General features: G+C 70.5%; 17 protein-coding genes. 9 read left to right on the plus strand and 8 right to left on the minus strand.

All coding sequences use genetic code 11. The features are described 5' to 3' along the window. The first annotated feature begins 71 nt into the window (after nt 1-71). From folP to AQJ84_RS14850, 5 genes are all read left to right on the plus strand, one after another. Nucleotides 72-1034 carry a dihydropteroate synthase gene (folP, locus tag AQJ84_RS14830; RefSeq protein ID WP_030043344.1) on the plus strand — a complete coding sequence of 321 codons (963 nt, stop codon included), beginning with the start codon at nt 72-74 and terminating at the stop codon, nt 1032-1034. Beyond that, nucleotides 1031-1534 carry a nuclear transport factor 2 family protein gene (locus AQJ84_RS14835; RefSeq protein WP_030043343.1) on the plus strand — a complete coding sequence of 168 codons (504 nt, stop codon included), beginning with the start codon at nt 1031-1033 and terminating at the stop codon, nt 1532-1534. The genes folP and AQJ84_RS14835 overlap by 4 nt, the downstream gene beginning before the upstream one ends. Before the next feature lie 296 nt (nt 1535-1830). After that, nucleotides 1831-2190, plus strand: coding sequence for a dihydroneopterin aldolase (gene folB / locus AQJ84_RS14840; protein ID WP_030043342.1), 360 nt, complete (start codon nt 1831-1833; stop codon nt 2188-2190). Continuing rightward, the gene (folK, locus tag AQJ84_RS14845; RefSeq protein WP_030043341.1) at nt 2187-2798 is read left to right on the plus strand and encodes a 2-amino-4-hydroxy-6-hydroxymethyldihydropteridine diphosphokinase; all 612 of its coding nucleotides are present in this window, start codon (nt 2187-2189) and stop codon (nt 2796-2798) included. Before folB ends, folK begins: the two co-directional genes overlap by 4 nt. A 139-nt stretch (nt 2799-2937) precedes the next feature. Then, nucleotides 2938-3426 carry a DUF3180 domain-containing protein gene (locus AQJ84_RS14850; RefSeq protein ID WP_030043340.1) on the plus strand — a complete coding sequence of 163 codons (489 nt, stop codon included), beginning with the start codon at nt 2938-2940 and terminating at the stop codon, nt 3424-3426. A gap of 49 nt (nt 3427-3475) precedes the next feature. Here the strand turns inward: AQJ84_RS14850 and folE are convergent, their stop codons facing one another. From folE to dacB, 6 genes are all read right to left on the minus strand, one after another. Continuing rightward, on the minus strand, nt 3476-4081 hold the full coding sequence (gene folE / locus AQJ84_RS14855) for a GTP cyclohydrolase I FolE (RefSeq protein ID WP_030043339.1): 606 nt from the start codon (nt 4079-4081) through the stop codon (nt 3476-3478). A 148-nt stretch (nt 4082-4229) separates the two neighbouring features. Next, nucleotides 4230-6269 carry an ATP-dependent zinc metalloprotease FtsH gene (gene ftsH, locus AQJ84_RS14860; RefSeq protein WP_030043338.1) on the minus strand — a complete coding sequence of 680 codons (2040 nt, stop codon included), beginning with the start codon at nt 6267-6269 and terminating at the stop codon, nt 4230-4232. 185 nt (nt 6270-6454) lie between these two features. After that, the gene (hpt, locus tag AQJ84_RS14865; RefSeq protein WP_030043337.1) at nt 6455-7015 is read right to left on the minus strand and encodes a hypoxanthine phosphoribosyltransferase; all 561 of its coding nucleotides are present in this window, start codon (nt 7013-7015) and stop codon (nt 6455-6457) included. A gap of 52 nt (nt 7016-7067) precedes the next feature. Further along, nucleotides 7068-8126, minus strand: a complete 1059-nt coding sequence (gene tilS / locus AQJ84_RS14870) for a tRNA lysidine(34) synthetase TilS (protein ID WP_030043336.1) — start codon at nt 8124-8126, stop codon at nt 7068-7070. Nucleotides 8127-8318: 192 nt separating this feature from the next. Beyond that, a complete protein-coding gene (locus AQJ84_RS14875; protein ID WP_030043335.1) occupies nt 8319-9458 on the minus strand; it encodes a zinc-dependent metalloprotease in 1140 nt (379 codons plus the stop codon). A 100-nt stretch (nt 9459-9558) separates the two neighbouring features. Next, a complete protein-coding gene (gene dacB, locus AQJ84_RS14880; protein WP_030043334.1) occupies nt 9559-11211 on the minus strand; it encodes a D-alanyl-D-alanine carboxypeptidase/D-alanyl-D-alanine endopeptidase in 1653 nt (550 codons plus the stop codon). 79 nt (nt 11212-11290) lie between these two features. On the opposite strand from dacB, the gene AQJ84_RS14885 reads away from it, so the two are divergent. Together AQJ84_RS14885 and AQJ84_RS14890 are read left to right on the plus strand one after the other, a co-directional pair. Further along, the gene (locus AQJ84_RS14885; RefSeq protein WP_030043333.1) at nt 11291-11782 is read left to right on the plus strand and encodes an inorganic diphosphatase; all 492 of its coding nucleotides are present in this window, start codon (nt 11291-11293) and stop codon (nt 11780-11782) included. A 103-nt stretch (nt 11783-11885) separates the two neighbouring features. Continuing rightward, the gene (locus AQJ84_RS14890) at nt 11886-13595 is read left to right on the plus strand and encodes a threonine/serine exporter family protein (protein ID WP_030043332.1); all 1710 of its coding nucleotides are present in this window, start codon (nt 11886-11888) and stop codon (nt 13593-13595) included. 75 nt (nt 13596-13670) lie between these two features. On the opposite strand, the gene AQJ84_RS14895 is transcribed toward AQJ84_RS14890, so the two are convergent. Continuing rightward, the gene (locus AQJ84_RS14895; protein WP_030043331.1) at nt 13671-14594 is read right to left on the minus strand and encodes a DedA family protein; all 924 of its coding nucleotides are present in this window, start codon (nt 14592-14594) and stop codon (nt 13671-13673) included. Between the two features lie 133 nt (nt 14595-14727). On the opposite strand from AQJ84_RS14895, the gene AQJ84_RS14900 reads away from it, so the two are divergent. Then, nucleotides 14728-15093, plus strand: a complete 366-nt coding sequence (locus AQJ84_RS14900) for a YbjQ family protein (RefSeq protein WP_030043330.1) — start codon at nt 14728-14730, stop codon at nt 15091-15093. A 21-nt stretch (nt 15094-15114) separates the two neighbouring features. Here the strand turns inward: AQJ84_RS14900 and AQJ84_RS14905 are convergent, their stop codons facing one another. Continuing rightward, the gene (locus AQJ84_RS14905) at nt 15115-15876 is read right to left on the minus strand and encodes a MerR family transcriptional regulator (RefSeq protein ID WP_030043329.1); all 762 of its coding nucleotides are present in this window, start codon (nt 15874-15876) and stop codon (nt 15115-15117) included. 111 nt (nt 15877-15987) lie between these two features. On the opposite strand from AQJ84_RS14905, the gene AQJ84_RS14910 reads away from it, so the two are divergent. After that, the gene (locus AQJ84_RS14910; RefSeq protein WP_030043328.1) at nt 15988-17271 is read left to right on the plus strand and encodes an ion channel protein; all 1284 of its coding nucleotides are present in this window, start codon (nt 15988-15990) and stop codon (nt 17269-17271) included. Nucleotides 17272-17536: the final 265 nt, after the last annotated feature.

Raw genomic sequence — 17536 nt, forward strand, 5'->3', positions numbered from 1 at the left:
CACACACGGGCCCGCCCCGCCACGGCCGGGCCCCGGGCCCTGCGCCCGCCCGCGGGGCCTACGCTGAACGTATGAGCAAGCAGAGCGGACGTGGACGCGTCGCAGGCCTTCCCGAATGGGGCCGCTGCGCGGTCATGGGAGTCGTGAACGTCACCCCCGATTCCTTCTCCGACGGCGGCCGCTTCTTCGACACGACAGCCGCGGTCAAGCACGGCCTCGACCTGGTGACCGAGGGCGCCGACATGGTCGACGTCGGGGGCGAGTCCACCCGCCCCGGCGCCACCCGGGTCGACGAGGCCGAGGAGCTCAAGCGGGTCATCCCCGTCGTCCGCGGTCTCGCCTCCGAGGGCGTCACCGTCTCCGTCGACACCATGCGCGCCTCCGTGGCCGAACGGGCCCTCGCGGCCGGCGCCGCCCTGGTCAACGACGTCAGCGGCGGCCTCGCCGATCCCGCGATGATCCCGGCGGTGGCCTCCGCCGGCGCGCCCTTCGTCGTCATGCACTGGCGCGGCTTCCTGGAAGGCGGCAACGTCAGGGGCGTGTACGACGACGTCGTCACCGAAGTCGTCGACGAACTGCACGCGCGCGTGCAGGCCGTCCTGGCGGGCGGCGTCGCCCCCGACCGCATCGTCGTCGACCCCGGCCTCGGCTTCTCCAAGGACGCCGAACACGACCTCACCCTCCTCGCCCACCTGGACCGCCTCATCGGCCTCGGCCACCCCCTGCTCGTCGCCGCCTCCCGCAAGCGGTTCCTGGGCCGCGTCCTGGCCGGAGCGGAGGGCGCGCCCCCGCCCGCGCGCGAGCGCGACGCCGCGACCGCGGCCGTCTCCGCCCTCGCGGCGCACGCCGGCGCATGGGCGGTACGCGTCCACGAGGTGCGCGCCACGGCGGACGCCGTACGGGTCGCCCGCGCAGTCGAGGGCGCACGTGACACGGAGGAAGCGCGCGCGGCGGACAGCACGCCGGCCCTAGGCGGCGCACGCGCCACGAAGGGCGCGCAGGCCCCCGCGACCGGCGGCGAAGGAACCCTGTGAGCGCCCCGCACACCGACGTGGAAGAGGTCGAACTCGCCAACACCGCCTTCTACGAGGCCTTGGAGCGCGGCGACTTCGACGAGCTGACGTCCCTCTGGCTCACCCCGGCCGACCTGGGCGTCGACGAGGAGTACCACGACCCGGCCGACACCGGAGTGGTCTCCTGCGTGCACCCCGGCTGGCCCGTACTGACCGGACGCGGCGAGGTCCTCAGGTCCTACGCCCTGATCATGGCCGGCACGGACTACATCCAGTTCTTCCTCACCGACGTGCACGTGTCCGTCACCGGCGACACCGCCCTGGTGACCTGCACGGAGAACATCCTCAGTGGCGGCCCGGCCCCCGAGGGCGGAGAGGAACTCGGCCCGCTCGTCGGTCAACTGGTCGTCGCCACCAACGTCTTCCGCCGCACCCCCGACGGCTGGAAGCTCTGGGCCCACCACGGGTCCCCGGTTCTGGCCGAAAACGACGAGGACGAGGACGACGAGACTCCCGCGTGAGCGGGTAGGCGCCCACCAAGGCGGGCGGTACCCGGGATTCCGGCAAATCCCCCAGGACCGCCCGCAGGGACCAAGAAGTGGTTGGAATCACGAACCCGTGGGTAGGGGCGGCTACCAGCCCGCGAGCCGCCGGGTTCCCCAGGGGAAACACAAAGTGAAACCTCTGACCCCGGCTCGGACCCGCGCCCCCCGTGGCCAGGTCCTGTCAGTGCTCGCAGGTAGATTCGTTTGAGGCCGGTGTGCCGCCCGCACACGGCAGGAACCGGCCGTGACCGACGATTGCAGGAGTGATTCGCGTGGATCGTGTCGCGCTGCGCGGCCTGAAGGCCCGTGGGTACCACGGGGTGTTCCCCAGGGAGCGCCAGGAGGGCCAGACCTTCATCGTGGACCTCGTCCTGGGCCTGGACACCCGTCCGGCCGCGGCCGGCGACGACCTGGCGAAGACCGTGCACTACGGCATCGTGGCGGAGGAGGTCGTGGCCGTCGTCGAGGGCGAGCCCGTCAACCTCATCGAGACGCTCGCCGAACGCATCTCCCAGGCCTGCCTGAAGCACGAAGAGGTCCAGGAGGTCGAGGTCCGCGTCCACAAGCCGGACGCGCCGATCACCGTGCCCTTCGACGACGTGACCGTCACCATCACCCGGAGCCGAGTATGACCGCGTTCTTCACCGAGGGGCAGAGTGACCCGACCGTACAGCCGGTACCCGCCTCCGTCGTCGAGAAGGTCGACGCCGCCGACACCACCCTGCACAACCCGAAACGGGCCGTGATCTCCCTCGGCTCCAACCTGGGCAACCGCCTGGAGACCCTGCAGGGCGCCATCGACGCCCTGGAGGACACTCCCGGCGTCCGCGTCAAGGCCGTGTCCCCCGTGTACGAGACGGAGCCGTGGGGCGTCGAGCCCGGCAGCCAGCCGTCGTACTTCAACGCGGTCGTGGTCCTCAAGACGACCCTGCCCCCGTCCTCCCTCCTGGAGCGGGCGCACGCGGTCGAGGAGGCCTTCCACCGCGTTCGCGACGAGCGCTGGGGCGCCCGCACCCTCGACGTCGACATCGTGGCCTACGCCGACGTGGTCACCGACGATCCGCACCTCACCCTCCCCCACCCGCGCGCCCACGAACGCGCGTTCGTGCTCGCCCCCTGGCACGACGTGGAGCCCGAGGCGCAGCTGCCCGGGCGGGGCCCGGTCGGCGTCCTCCTCGACACTCTCAGCCGCGACGGCGTGGAACCCCGCAAGGACCTGGAACTCCGGCTGCCCGAATAGCCGTTAAGGTCAAGACGACCCCGGGACGGCCGGAAGGCACCGCCCGCCCAGGTCCCGGGGCGGCCGGACGGGACCGCCTGACCGGACGCGTCATCACGACCACCGTCCAAGACCACGGCCGGGGAGCTGAAGGGACACCGTGAGAGAGCTGCGCATCAGGCTGCTGGTCGGCGTATTCGCCGTCGCTGGGATCCTGTCCTGGGCGGGCGCCCGCCTCTGGAACTCGGTCGGGACCCTCCCCAGCGTCCCCCTGGCCGCCCCGATCGTCCTCGCCCTGATCGCCGTGGTCCTGCTGTCCACGGCGCTCTCCATCCGCGCCCGGCTCAAGGCCCAGCGTGAGCGCCGCCCGGAGGCCAAGGGTGTCGATCCGCTGATGGCGGCCCGCGCGGTCGTCTTCGGCCAGGCCAGCGCCCTGGTCGCCGCCCTCGTCTCCGGTATGTACGGCGGCACCGGCGTCTTCCTGCTGGAGTTCCTCGACATCCCCGCCCGCCGCGACCAGGCCATCTACGCCGGCTTCTCGGTCCTCGCGGGCATCGCCGTCATAGCGGCCGCCATCTTCCTGGAGCGCGTCTGCAAGCTCCCGGAGGACGACGACGACCACAACACGGGGGCGGCTTCGGCAGCCTGAGCCGCCGGCCTCTCGGCGGGCCGGCTCGGAGGGCCGGTCAGCGGGCCGGTCAGCGGGCCATGATGAGGCTCATCGCCTCGTTCCGGCTCGTCGCGTCCCGCAGCTGCCCGCGCACCGCCGAGGTGATGGTCTTGGCGCCGGGCTTGCGGATGCCCCGCATCGACATGCACATGTGCTCGCACTCGATCACGACGATGACGCCGCGCGGTTCGAGGATCTCCATCAGGGAGTCCGCGATCTGCGTGGTGAGTCGTTCCTGCACCTGCGGGCGCCGCGCATAGACGTCCACGAGGCGGGCCAGCTTGGACAGGCCGGTGATCTTGCCGCTGGTCGCGGGGATGTACCCGACGTGGGCCACCCCCCGAAACGGGACGAGATGATGCTCACAGGTCGAGTACACCTCGATGTCCTTCACGAGCACCATCTCGTCGTGACCGAGGTCGAACGTCGTCATCAGTACGTCCTCGGGCTTCTGCCACAGCCCCGCGAATATCTCCCGGTACGCCCGCGCCACCCGTGCCGGCGTCTCCCTGAGGCCCTCGCGGTCCGGATCCTCGCCGACCGCGATCAGGAGTTCCCGGACGGCGTTCTCAGCCCGCTTCTCGTCGAACTCGCCGACGGAGCCCACGCCGTCCAGTGTCACGGGGTCGGTCATCTGGTGCCTCGTTCCTGTGCCCGTCGCGTGGGGGCCACGCGCCTGATCTGCGGACGTACAAATGCCGCGCCCCCCAGGCTAGAACCTGGGGGGCGCGGCATCCATTCCGGGCCCGGTGAGCTCACCGAGGTCCGAGGAGTCCGGTGAGTCAGCTCTCCGGGCGCTCCTCGGGGACGGGCTCGACCGCCGGGGCGGGATCCGCCGCGGTGGACTTCGCGGTGGAGATCGCCGGCGTCGCGCCGTTGGCGCCGTTCGTCAGTGCGAGCTCCTTGGGGGAGAGCACCGGCGGACGGGTCGAAGGCGTACGGCGGGAGGAGCCGGTCCACGCGGGCCGGGGCGGGCGCTTGACGATGGGGGCGAAGATCTCGGCGATCTCCTCCTTGCCCAGCGTCTCCCTCTCCAGCAGCTGGAGGACCAGGTTGTCGAGGACGTCGCGGTTCTCGACCAGGATCTCCCAGGCCTCGTTGTGCGCGTTCTCGATGAGCTTCTTGACCTCTTCGTCGACCAGCGCGGCGACCTCTTCCGAGTAGTCGCGCTGGTGGGCCATCTCACGTCCGAGGAACGGCTCGGTGTTGTCGCCACCGAACTTGATGGCGCCGAGACGCTCGGTCATGCCGTACTGCGTGACCATCGCGCGGGCCGTTGCCGTGGCCTTCTCGATGTCGTTCGCGGCACCCGTGGTCGGGTCGTGGAAGACCAGCTCCTCGGCCGCGCGGCCGCCCAGCATGTAGGCCAGCTGGTCCAGCATCTCGTTGCGCGTGGTCGAGTACTTGTCCTCGTCCGGCAGGACCATCGTGTAGCCCAGAGCACGGCCTCTCGAGAGGATCGTGATCTTGTGGACCGGGTCGGAGTTCGGGGAGGCCGCCGCGACCAGGGCGTGGCCGCCCTCGTGGTACGCGGTGATCTTCTTTTCCTTGTCCGACATGATCCGGGTCCGCTTCTGCGGGCCCGCCACCACACGGTCGATGGCCTCGTCCAGCGAGTGGTTGTCGATGAGCTTCTTGTCGCTGCGCGCCGTCAGGAGCGCCGCTTCGTTCAGCACGTTCGACAGGTCCGCGCCGGTGAAGCCGGGGGTGCGGCGGGCGACGGCCGAGAGGTCGACGTCCGGAGCGACCGGCTTGCCCTTCTGGTGAACCTTGAGGATCTCCAGCCGGCCCTGCATGTCCGGGCGGTCGACCGCGATCTGGCGGTCGAAGCGGCCGGGACGCAGCAGCGCCGGGTCGAGGATGTCGGGCCGGTTCGTCGCGGCGATGAGGATCACGCCGCCCTTGACGTCGAAGCCGTCCATCTCGACGAGGAGCTGGTTCAGGGTCTGCTCGCGCTCGTCGTGACCACCGCCGAGGCCGGCGCCGCGGTGGCGGCCGACCGCGTCGATCTCGTCGACGAAGACGATCGCCGGGGCGTTCGCCTTGGCCTGCTCGAACAGGTCACGGACTCGGGAGGCACCGACACCGACGAACATCTCGACGAAGTCGGAACCGGAGATCGAGTAGAACGGCACGCCGGCCTCGCCCGCCACGGCACGCGCGAGCAGGGTCTTGCCGGTGCCGGGAGGGCCGTACAGCAGTACGCCCTTGGGGATCTTCGCCCCGACGGCCTGGAACTTCGCCGGTTCCTGCAGGAACTCCTTGATCTCGTGGAGCTCCTCGACGGCCTCGTCCGAGCCCGCGACGTCCGAGAACGTCGTCTTCGGGGTGTCCTTGGTGATGAGTTTCGCCTTGGACTTCCCGAAATTCATGACCCGGGAGCCGCCACCCTGCATCTGATTCATCAGGAACAGGAAAACGACCACGATGAGGACGAAGGGGAGCAGGGAGAGCAGGATCCCGACGAAGGCGTTCTGCTTCGTCGGCGAGACGGTGTAGCCGTCCGGGATCTGCTTGTCCTGGTACTTGGTCTGCAGCGTGCCGGCGATGGTCACGCCCTGGTCGCCGATGTAGCTCGCCTGGATCTTCGAGCTGCCCTCGACCTTTTCGCCGTCCTTGAGCTCGACCTTGATGGTCGACTCGTCGCCGGTGGTCAGCTTGGCCGACTCGACCTTGTTGTCATTGATCGCCTGGATCACCTGGCCGGTGTCCACCGTCTTGTAGCCACCGGACGAGCCGACGACCTGCATCAACACGACCACGGCAAGGACGGCCAGCACGATCCACATGACCGGCCCACGGAAGTATCGCTTCACGTCCATCCATACGGAGCGGTGCCGCCCCGTCCCTCCTGCCATAGTGAGTTTGATAAAGACAGTTCTTCTGACGGTACCCCAGCATTGTGGACCGAAGCCGCACTGGACGGCTGGCGTACCCGTCTGCATGCTCCAACGGCGGGAAACCCGCTGGGGTTCCCGATCGTCTTACAGGGCTTGGGCCGTGTGGCTCAGCCGCCGTAGACGTGAGGCGCGAGCGTACCGACGAACGGGAGATTGCGGTACTTCTCGGCGTAGTCGAGGCCGTAACCGACGACGAACTCGTTGGGAATGTCGAAACCGACCCACTCGACGTCGATGGCGACCTTGGCCGCGTCCGGCTTGCGCAGCAGCGTGCACACCTTCAGCGACTCCGGCTCGCGCGAGCCGAGGTTGGACAGCAGCCAGGACAGTGTCAGGCCGGAGTCGATGATGTCCTCGACGATCAGGACGTGCTTGCCCTTGATGTCCGTGTCGAGGTCCTTGAGGATCCGCACCACGCCGGAGGACTGGGTGCCCGCGCCGTACGACGACACGGCCATCCAGTCCATGGTGACGGGGGTGGACAGCGCCCGGGCGAGGTCGGCCATGACCATCACCGCGCCCTTGAGGACGCCGACGATGAGCAGGTCCTTGCCCGCGTACTCCGCGTCGATCTTCGCGGCCAGCTCGACCAGCTTCGCGTCGATCTCTTCCTTGGTGATGAGCACCTCTTTGAGGTCGGTGCCCATGTCTTTCGCGTCCACCCGCATCACTTTCGGTCGTCCCACCGGCCGCTCTCCCCTCCCCGCGGGGAGGTGGGATTCAGCCTTGCCGAATCACCAGTCTGCCACCCTGCCGCTGGGCGACGACTCTGCCCGGGAGATTGATGACTCCCTGACCGCGCCAGCCGGTGATCAGCCGGTCGACTTCCTCGATGTGGCGGGCGAACAGCGAACCCGCGGGCGCGCCGGCCTCGATGGCGGCGCGGCGCAGGATCCGACGGCGCACGGCGGGCGGCAGGGCGTAGAGCTTGGCGCACTCGAGCAGTCCGGCGGAGTCCCGCACGGCGGCCTCGGCCTGGCGGGCCCAGGTGTCGAGGGCGTCGGCGTCGTCGCGGGAGAGCTGGGCCGTACGGGCGAGTGCCTCCACGACTCCCTTGCCGAGCGCCTTCTCCAGGGCGGGCAGTCCCTCGTGCCGCAGTCGGGAGCGCGTGTACGCCGGGTCGGCGTTGTGCGGGTCGTCCCAGACGGGCAGGGCCTGGACCATGCAGGCCTTGCGTGCGGTCTGCCGGTCGAGCTGGAGGAAGGGGCGGCGGTAACGGCCGGCGGCCCCCGAGACCGCGGCCATTCCGGACAGGGAACGGATACCGGAGCCGCGGGCGAGGCCCAGCAGGACGGTTTCGGCCTGGTCGTCGCGGGTGTGGCCGAGCAGGACGGCCTCGGCACCGTGGCGGACGGCCGCGGCGTCGAGGGCGGCGTAGCGGGCGTCGCGGGCGGCCGCTTCGGGTCCGCCTTCGCGGCCTACGGTCACCGCGGTGGCCTCGACCGGGTCGAGGCCGAGCTCACGCATGCGCAGCACGACTTCGTCGGCGCGCAGGTCGGAGCCGGGCTGCAGCCCGTGGTCCACCGTGATGCCGCCGGCCCGGATGCCGAGCTTGGGGGCTTCGAAGGCGAGGGCGGAGGCGAGGGCCATGGAGTCGGCGCCGCCGGAGCATGCCACGAGCACGAGCGGCGACGGAGGGCGCTCGTGCGGGTTCTGCTCCCAGCTTCCGAGGCCACCGGGGCGGTCGGAGCTGTCGGGGGTGGGCTGGTCGTTGAGGATGTCGTGGAGGACGCGGCGGACCGCCAGGCGTATCGCCGCGACCGCAGGATGGGGACCCATGTCCGGTTCCCTTCATGAAATTGTCGGGGGGTGAGCCCGAGCTCGGTCACTCAGAGTGTGTAGATGGTGACAGAACCGGGCCGTTCCCCGAGCATTGCACGCCTACCCATGCCTCACGGTCCCTCGGACGGGTGATTGGAGGGGCGTTCTCCTGCCGTCGGCCGGATTCGTTTCACGACCTCCGCGCACGGATCACGACTCTGCTTTGCGGTGCACCCGCGTGACCCAATCCGCCGGTTTGGCGATCTCCGCCTTGGTCGGGAGAGTGTTCGGGGACGTCCACACGCGGTTGAAGCCGTCCATGCCGACCTGTTCGACGACGGCCCGTACGAACCGTTCGCCGTCCCGGTACTGCCTGAGTTTGGCGTCCAGACCCAGCAGCTTGCGCAGGGCCATGTCCAGTCGGGAGGCCCCCTTGGCGCGACGCTGCTGGAACTTCTCGCGGATCTCGGCGACGGTCGGCACGACCTCGGGGCCGACGCCGTCCATGACGAAGTCGGCGTGGCCCTCCAGGAGGGACATCACGGCGGTGAGCCGGCCGAGGATCTCCCGCTGGGCGGGCGTCTGCACGATCTCCACGAGCGACCTGCCGCCGTCGTCCTCCTCGCCTTCGGGGCGCCCGCCGGCGAGCGACTGGGCGGCCTCCCGGACGCGTTCCAGGACGGTCATGGGGTCGACCTCGGTCTCCCCCAGGAACGACTGGATTTCGCCCTCGAGGTGGTCGCGCAGCCAGGGCACGGCCGTGAACTGCGTGCGGTGCGTCTCCTCGTGCAGGCACACCCACAGGCGGAAGTCGTGGGGCTGCACGTCGAGTTCGCGCTCCACGTGCACGATGTTCGGGGCGACGAGGAGCAGTCGGCCGCCGCCGTTCGGCGCGGTGGCGGAGCCACCTCCCGGGAGTTCACGGGTGGCAGGGGCGAAGGTCTCGTACTGGCCGAGGACGCGCGAGGACAGGAACGACAGCAACATCCCGAGTTCGACGCCCGTCACCTTGCCGCCGACGGCTCCGAAGACCGCGCCGCCGGGAGTGTTGCCGCGCCGCTCCTGCATCTTGTCGAGCAGGGGCTTGAGGAGCTCCCGGAAGCCGGCGACGTTGGCCCGGACCCAGCCGGGGCGGTCGACGACGAGGACCGGGGTGTTGTGGGTCTCTTCCGTACCCAAACGGGTGAAGCCGCGGACGTGTTCCTCCGAGGCCTTGGCATGCCGGCGCAGTTCCGCGACGACGGCCCGGGCCTCGTCGCGGCTCACGTCGGGGCCCGGCCGTACGAGCCGGGTCGCGGTCGCCACCGCGAGATTCCAGTCGACCATCTCGGCACCACCGATGCTCGTCATGCGTCAACCGTACGTGAGCGTTCCCACTTGGGGCAGGGCCACGAGGTCGTCCGGGCCCGCCGAGCCCGGGGGACGCCGCCCGCGTCCCCCGGCGCCGCCGCTACCGGCAGCCGCAGGCCGCCAGGGCCGTCGCCGTTCGGTCCAGGGCCGCCTGTGCCGCCGCCGCGTCCGTCGTGTCCGACGCGAGGAACGCGAAGGCCAGCAGGCGGCCGTCCTGGTCCACCACCGTTCCCGCCAGCGTGTTCACCCCCGTCAGGGTGCCTGTCTTCGCCCGTACGATGCCTGCCGCGCCGTCGGCGTAACGGCTGGTCAGGGTGCCCGTGAAGCCGGCCACCGGAAGCCCGGTGAGGGCTGCGCGGAGTTCGGGGCGGGTCGGGTCGCCGGCCTTGACCAGGAGGGCCGTGAGGAGGTCCGCGGTGAGTCTGTCGTCCCGGTCGAGGCCGCTGCCGTCCTTGAAGGCGGCGCCCGCCACGGGCAGTCCGAGCTTTTTCAGCTGCGCCCTGATCGCCCGGCCGGCACCGTCGAAGTCGGCGCGGGCGCCGGTCGCGACGGCCGTCTGGCGGGCGAGGGCCTCGGCGATGTCGTTGTCGCTGTTGGTGAGCATGCGTTCGACGACGGTGGACAGCGGGGGCGAGGAGACCGTGGCGAGGGACTCGGCACGGCCGGTGGCCTTGGACGGGCCCGGGGGCGTCGTCTTGATGCCCTTGTCCCGGAGGAGGCCGGCGAAGGTGCGGGTCGCGTCCGCCGCCGGGTCGGTCACGCGGGGCACGGGGCCGCTCACGGAGTCGTCCGTGCGGGCCTCGTCGGCCATCAGGGCGGTGACGGGCGCCAGGTTGTCGTTGACTCCGATGGGGTGAAGTTCGGAACCGGCGTACAGGGTGGTGTCGTACGAGAGCGTGACCTCGCGGATGTCGCGCTTCTTCAGGGCCGCGGCCGTATCGTCGGCCAGGGTGCGCAGGCTCGCCCAGCCCTCGGCGTCCCGGTGGGCGGTGAGAGTGGGGTCGCCGCCGCCGACGAGGACGAGCTCGTCGGTGTCGGGTTCGAGGGCCGCGCGGGTGGTGAGGCGGTGGTCCGCGCCGAGAGCGGACAGGGCGGCGACCGCGGTGGCGATCTTCGTGGTGGAGGCGGGCGTCAGGGCCTGGTCCGCGCCCGTGCCGTAGAGCCGCTTGCCGGTGGCGACGTCGACGACCGCGGCGGCGCGCCGGGCGCCGAGCGCCGCGTCGCGCAGGAGCGGGCTGAGGAGCTCGGCGAGGGCCGAGCCGGCCGGGGCCGACTTGACGCTGTTGCCCGCTCCGCCGAGGCCGGTGAGGACGGAGGCGGCGCTGGGCGCGGGCTGAGGTCCGGCGCCGGTCGTGCCGGCGGCCCCGTCGTGATCTGCGCCACCCCTCTGCTCCTGGGCAGCCGCCCGGTCCCGCTCCGCCGTACGCTGACCGGTGGAGTCCCAAGGGCCTGCGGCGGTCACCACTCCGGCGGCCAGTGCCAGTCCGGCCGTGGCGGCGCCCGCGGTGTACTGCCAGGTCTTCGGCCCAGTGATCCGCGCGACCTGCGGCTTCGCGGCCCGCGCGACCCGTGTGACCTGCGGTTTCACGGCCGTTACGGCTCGTGCGAGACGCGGTCGCACGGTACCCGTGGCTCGAACGAGACCTGGTCGTACGGCGTCCTTGGCCCGTGCCAGACGCGGTCGTACGGCGTTCGCGACCCGCGTCACCTGCGGTCTCGCGGCTCGCCAAGACCTCAGCTCTGGCACGACCACCAGCCCCTTTCGCGATCACACACCTGCGTGAGGGACACTTAACCACCAGAACTATGTGCTGATCATGGAGGAGCCACCGGTGGAGTTCGACGTCACGATCGAGATCCCGAAGGGTTCGCGGAACAAGTACGAGGTGGACCACGAGACCGGTCGGATCCGCCTGGACCGTCGACTCTTCACCTCGACCGCCTACCCGACCGACTACGGCTTCGTCGAGAACACTCTCGGCGAGGACGGCGACCCGCTGGACGCGCTGGTCATTCTTGACGAGCCGACGTTCCCGGGCTGCCTCATCAAGTGCCGTGCGATCGGCATGTTCCGGATGACGGACGAGGCCGGCGGCGACGACAAGCTGCTGTGCGTCCCGGCGACCGACCCGCGCGTGGAGCACCTGCGTGACATCCACCACGTGTCGGAGTTCGACCGCCTGGAGATCCAGCACTTCTTCGAGGTCTACAAGGACCTGGAGCCGGGCAAGTCCGTCGAGGGCGCCGACTGGGTGGGCCGCGTCGAGGCCGAGGCCGAGATCGAGCGGTCGTACAAGCGCTTCAAGGACCAGGGCGGTCACTGAGCCTGTTGTTGCGAAGGGGCCGCACGCGTGCGCGTGCGGCCCCTTCGCGCATCTGTGCGCATACTGAGGTTTGCTGAACGTGTCGTACAGGGAGCGCTGCGCAGTGACGGACGCGGAGGACCGCAAGCCACGGTCGGACGAGGCGAGGAGCAGGTTCACGGCTCCCACCGCCGTCGCCGGGGATCCGGCTGATTCTTCTACGACGTCGGAGTTCGCGATCCCCCAGGGACTTGCCGTGCCCGAGGGCGTCGCCACGGAGTCCGAGATCACGTCGGAGTTCGCCGTCCCCAAGGGGTTCGACGTACCGCAGACGCCCGCTGCCGAGTCGGAGGGGTCGGCGTTCAGTCCGCCGCGCACCTACAGCGCCAAGGACGCCCCGGCCGCGTTCACGCCGGCGACCGGCATCCCCGTGGTCAGTCTGACCAAGCACGCGCCCTGGCAGGACCGGATGCGCACGATGCTGCGGATGCCGGTGGCCGAACGGCCCGCGCCGGAGCTCCTGCAGAAGGTCGGGGAGGAGGGCGGCCCCGCCGTTCCGCGCGTGCTCGACCTGACGCTGCGTATCGGCGAGCTGCTGCTGGCCGGCGGTGAGGGCGCCGAGGACGTGGAGGCGGCGATGTTCGCCGTCTGCCGGTCGTACGGGCTCGACCGGTGCGAGCCGAACGTGACCTTCACGCTGTTGTCCATCTCCTACCAGCCGTCGCTGGTCGAGGACCCGGTGACGGCATCCCGGACCGTCCGCCGCCGCGGTACCGACTACACGCGTCTGGCGGCCGTGTTCCAACTGGTCGACGACCTCAGCGATCCGGACGCGGTGATCTCCCTGGAGGAGGCGTACCGGCGACTCGCCGAGATCCGCCGTAACCGGCACCCGTACCCCGGCTGGGTGCTGACCTCCGCGAGCGGGCTGCTGGCGGGTGCCGCCTCCGTGCTGGTCGGCGGTGACGCGATCGTCTTCGTCGCGGCCGCGCTGGGCGCGATGCTCGGCGACCGGCTGGCGTGGCTGTGCGCGGGGCGGGGGCTGCCGGAGTTCTACCAGTTCGCGGTCGCCGCGACGCCGCCGGCCGCGATCGCGATCGCGCTGACGCTGGCACACGTGGACGTCCAGGCGTCCGCGGTGATCACCGGTGGGCTGTTCGCCCTGCTGCCCGGGCGGGCGCTGGTGGCGGGCGTCCAGGACGGTCTGACCGGCTACTACATCACCGCGTCCGCTCGTCTGCTGGAAGTCATGTACTTCTTCGTGGGCATCGTCGCCGGGGTGCTGGTGATGCTCTACGTCGGCGTCCAACTGGGCGCCCGCCTCAGCCCGGACGCGACCCTGAGCGGCGCACCCCGGCCGCTGTTGCAGATCGGCGCGTCGATGCTGCTGTCCCTGGCCTTCGCGGTGCTGCTTCAGCAGGAACGATCCACCGTGCTGGCGGTGACGTTGAACGGGGGTGTCGCGTGGTCGGTGTACGGCGCGATGCACTACACGGGCGAGCTCTCGCCGGTTGCCTCCACGGCGGTTGCGGCAGGGGTGGTGGGACTGTTCGGGCAGTTGCTGTCCCGGTACCGGTTCGCGTCGGCGCTGCCGTACACGACCGCCGCGATCGGTCCCCTGCTGCCTGGTTCCGCGTCGTACTTCGGGTTGTTGTCGATCGCGCAGAACGAGGTCGACGCGGGGCTGGTGTCGCTGTCGAAGGCCGCGGCGCTGGCGATGGCCATCGCCATCGGGGTGAACCTGGGGTCGGAGATCTCGCGGTTGTTCCTGCGCCTGCCGGGCGCGGAGAGCGCGACGGGGCGCAGGGCCGCGAAGCGCACCAGGGGTTTCTGAGCGCCGGGTGCCCCACCGGCTCGCCCGGTGGCCCGCGCCCCTTCCGGGGCGCGCGCCTTTGTGGTCCTGGTTGTGTCAGTAGCCCTGGTGGTACGGGTTCTGCTGACCGTTGTCGCCCTGCTGGGCGCCGTAGGGCTGCTGCTGACCGTAGCCCTGCGGGTACTGCTGGGCGTACGGCTGCTGCTGCTGCGGGGTCTGGCCGTAGTGCTGCTGGTCGTGGCCGTACTGCTGGTGGCCCTGGTCGCCGTAGTGGCCCTGGTCGCCCTGCTGGCCCTGGTGGCCGTACGGGTCGTCGGCCGGCGGGATGCGGCGGAGCTGGGTCGTCGCGTCGTCCATGGCCGCGTGCTGCTGGGCGGACTGCGGGGCCTCGGCGGCGGCGCGCTTCTTCTTGGAGCGTTCGCGCAGGAACTCGATGATGATCGGGACCACGGAGACGAAGACGATCAGGATGAGGATCGACTCGACGTTCTTCTTGATCACGTCGATCTGGCCGAGCCAGTAGCCGGCGAGGGTGACGCCGGTGCCCCAGGCCACGCCGCCGACGATGTTGTACGTCAGGAAGGTGCGGTACTTCATGCGGCCGGCGCCCGCCACGATCGGGGCGAAGGTGCGCACGATCGGCACGAAGCGGGCGAGGACGATCGCCTTGGGGCCGTACCTCTCCATGAACTCGTGCGCCTTCTCCAGGTTCTCCTGCTTGAAGAGCTTGGAGTTGGGGCGGCTGAAGAGCTTCGGCCCGAAGAACTTGCCGATCATGTAACCCACTTGGTCACCGATGACGGCGGCCAGCACGATCAGGGTGCACACCAGCCACAGGGGCTGGCTGATGAACTCGCCCTGGGCCACGAAGAGACCCGCCGTGAACAGCAGCGAGTCGCCGGGCAGGAACGCGAAGAGACCGGACTCCGCGAAGACGATCAGCAGGATGCCGGGCAGGCTGAAGGTCTCGATCAGGTAGTCAGGGCTGAGCCACTCGGGGCCGAGCGCGAGCGTGGTCACGGGAATGTGGCTCCTGCGTGTGGGGGACGGGCTGGGACTGGCTGCCCAAAAGTATCAACGCAGCCGTCGTGACCCAGGTTCCGTGGGGGTCCCCAGGATGCACTGTGGCCCGCCTGCGGCAAAGCTGTGAACCATGAGTATCGATGACTACGGCGGCGGTCAGGGACCCCAGCCGGATGTGCTGGTGGTCACCACGAACGACGTACCCGGCCACCGGGTGCAGGAGGTTCTCGGCGAGGTCTTCGGGCTGACCGTACGGTCCCGGCACCTCGGGAGCCAGATCGGCGCGGGGCTGAAGTCGATGATCGGCGGTGAGCTCAAGGGGCTCACCAAGACCCTCGTGGAGACCCGGAACCAGGCCATGGAACGGCTGGTGGAGCAGGCACGCGCGCGTGGCGCCAACGGCGTGCTGGCGTTCCGCTTCGACGTGACCGAAGCCGCGGACGTGGGCACGGAGGTGTGCGCCTACGGGACGGCCGTGGTCCTGGCCCGGGAGTAGCCCTACCTCCCGGGCCGGGGTTCACGAGGCGTGGCGGGCCGCGTTCGCCGTGATCGCGGCCCTCAGGTGCTCGGCCAGACCCGGGCGCATGGAGTCGTAGAACTCCCTGAAGCGCTCGTCGGCGACGTACATCTCACCCAGACACCGGTGGAGTTCGTACGAGCACTCGTAGAACCACGTGCAGATGTGCTGCCGGTGCTCCTCGGCCATGCCCATGGCCGCCTCGCCGGCCGGTGGCTCACCGGCGTCCATCAGGGCGTTGTAGCGCTCCCCCCAGGAGTTGACCTCGGCCTGGATGCGCTTCCAGTCGTCCTTGGTGTAGTTCGCGGCACGGCGCTGCGACTCGGCATAGGCCTCTGTGCCGCCCCAGCGCTGTTCCGCCTCCTCGGAGTACTGTTCCGGATCCTTGTCGCCGAAGACCTCGAACTTCTCCTCCGGCGTGAGGTTGATGCCCATCTTGCGTGCCTCCATGGCGTGCTCCACGGCCGCCGCCATCTTCTGCAGCTTCTCGATCCGGGCGGTCAGCAGTTCGTGCTGGCGGCGCAGGTGCGCGCGCGGGTCCGCGGCCGGGTCGTCGAGCAGGGCGGCGACCTCGTCGAGCGGGAAGCCGAGCTCCCGGTAGAACAGGATCTGCTGCAGCCGGTCGAGGTCGGCGTCGTTGTAGCGACGGTGCCCCGCGTGGCTGCGCTCGCTCGGGACGAGCAGGCCGATGTCGTCGTAGTGGTGCAGTGCGCGCACCGTCACTCCGGCGAACCCGGCGACCTGTCCCACGGAATAGCTCACTTCGTCCGCTCCCTTCTCCCTACGCCCTCCACGCTGAGGCCTCACGCCACGTGAGGTGCAAGTCGGATCCCTCCGGATGTTCAGTCCGTTTTGTCCGTTTATCGTGAGCCCGTGGCCCAGGACACCGAGCAGCAGGCACCCGCCGCCCCGGCGACCCCGGCGCGCGTCCTCCTGCCGTTGATCCTCCCCGCTCTCGTGGTGGGTGTGGGTGCGAGCCTGATCTTCGTCGGGGTGAGTGCGGCGGCCGAGGAGCTCCAGGACGTGTTGTGGCGGAATCTGCCGGACGCCCTCGGGGTCGGCAGGTACTCCGTCCTGTGGATGCTCGTCATGCTCACCGCGACCGGCGTGGCGGTCGGGCTGGTGGTGTGGAAGGTGCCCGGGCACGCCGGGCCCGACCCGGCCACCACCGGGTTGGACGCTCCCGTGCTGCCGCCCGCCGTGCTGCCGGGGCTCGTGCTGGCGACGGGGCTGATGCTCGCGGGCGGGCCGAGCCTCGGGCCCGAGAACCCGATCATCGCCGTCAACGTGGGACTCGCCTTCTGGCTGGGCAGCCGGGTGCTCCCCCGGGCGCCGGGCCGCCTGTGGCCGATGCTGGCGGAGGCGGCGACCATCGGTGCTCTGTTCGGCACGCCGGTGGCGGCGGCGCTGGTCATCTCCGAGGCGCTGGCGGGCAAGCAGCTGAAGGGGGCGCTGTGGGACAACGTCTTCGCCCCGCTGGTCGCCGCGGCGGCCGGCGCCCTGACCACCACTCTGGTGGCACATCCGACCTTCGACCTTCATCTGCCTGTCCCGGGGCGGCCTGGTTGGGGCGATCTGCTGGCCGCCCTGGTGATCGCGTCGCTCGCCGCGCTGCTGGGCATGGCCGCCGTGTACGCCTTCCCGTACGTCCACGGCGCCTTCGCCCGGCTCCGGCACCCGATGCTCGTGCTCCCGGCCGGCGGGCTCGTGCTGGGTCTGCTGGCGGCCCTGGGGGGCCAGCTGACGCTCTTCAAGGGGCTGGACGAGATCGGCGAGCTGGCAAGCGACCCCGAGGGCTGGTCGGCGGGGCAGTTCGCGACGATGACGGTGGTGAAGCTGGCCGCGCTGCTCGTCGCCGCGTCCTGCGGTTTCCGGGGCGGGCGGATCTTCCCGGCCGTGTTCGTCGGCACCGCCTTCGGCCTCGGCGCCCATGCCCTGGTGCCCGCCGTCCATCCATCGGTCGGGGTCGCCGCGGGTGTGCTCGGGATGCTGCTCGCCATCACCCGGCAGGGCTGGGTGAGCCTGTTCACCGCCGCCGTGCTGGTGGCCTCTCCCGTGATCCTGGCCCTGCTCTGCATCGCCTCCCTGCCTGCCTGGCTGCTGGTGACGGGGCGGCCTCAGATGCAGCTGCGCAAGGACGGAAGCCCGGTCGTCTGAAACCCGCAGACCCGGTGCGGAGAACGGCCCATGCCACTCCACGAAGGTCGGGCGAAGCCCGACGAGCGCCCTCTGTCCGTCAGCCCCTTCTACGGCGAGACGAACCCGGTCGGCGGTATGACCGAGGTCCGCCCAAGCCCGGTCTCCCGGACACCGCCCTGCCTCCCACCCTCGCCGGCCTGTTCGTGGAGGACCCGAACCGTCTGCTGCCCGAACTGCGCAGGCAGTCCCGTCCGTCGACCCGGACAAGCAAGGTGGCGGTGGC

The organism is Streptomyces resistomycificus (genome assembly GCF_001514265.1).
In the GTDB taxonomy this organism is placed as follows: Bacteria; Actinomycetota; Actinomycetes; order Streptomycetales; family Streptomycetaceae; genus Streptomyces; species Streptomyces resistomycificus.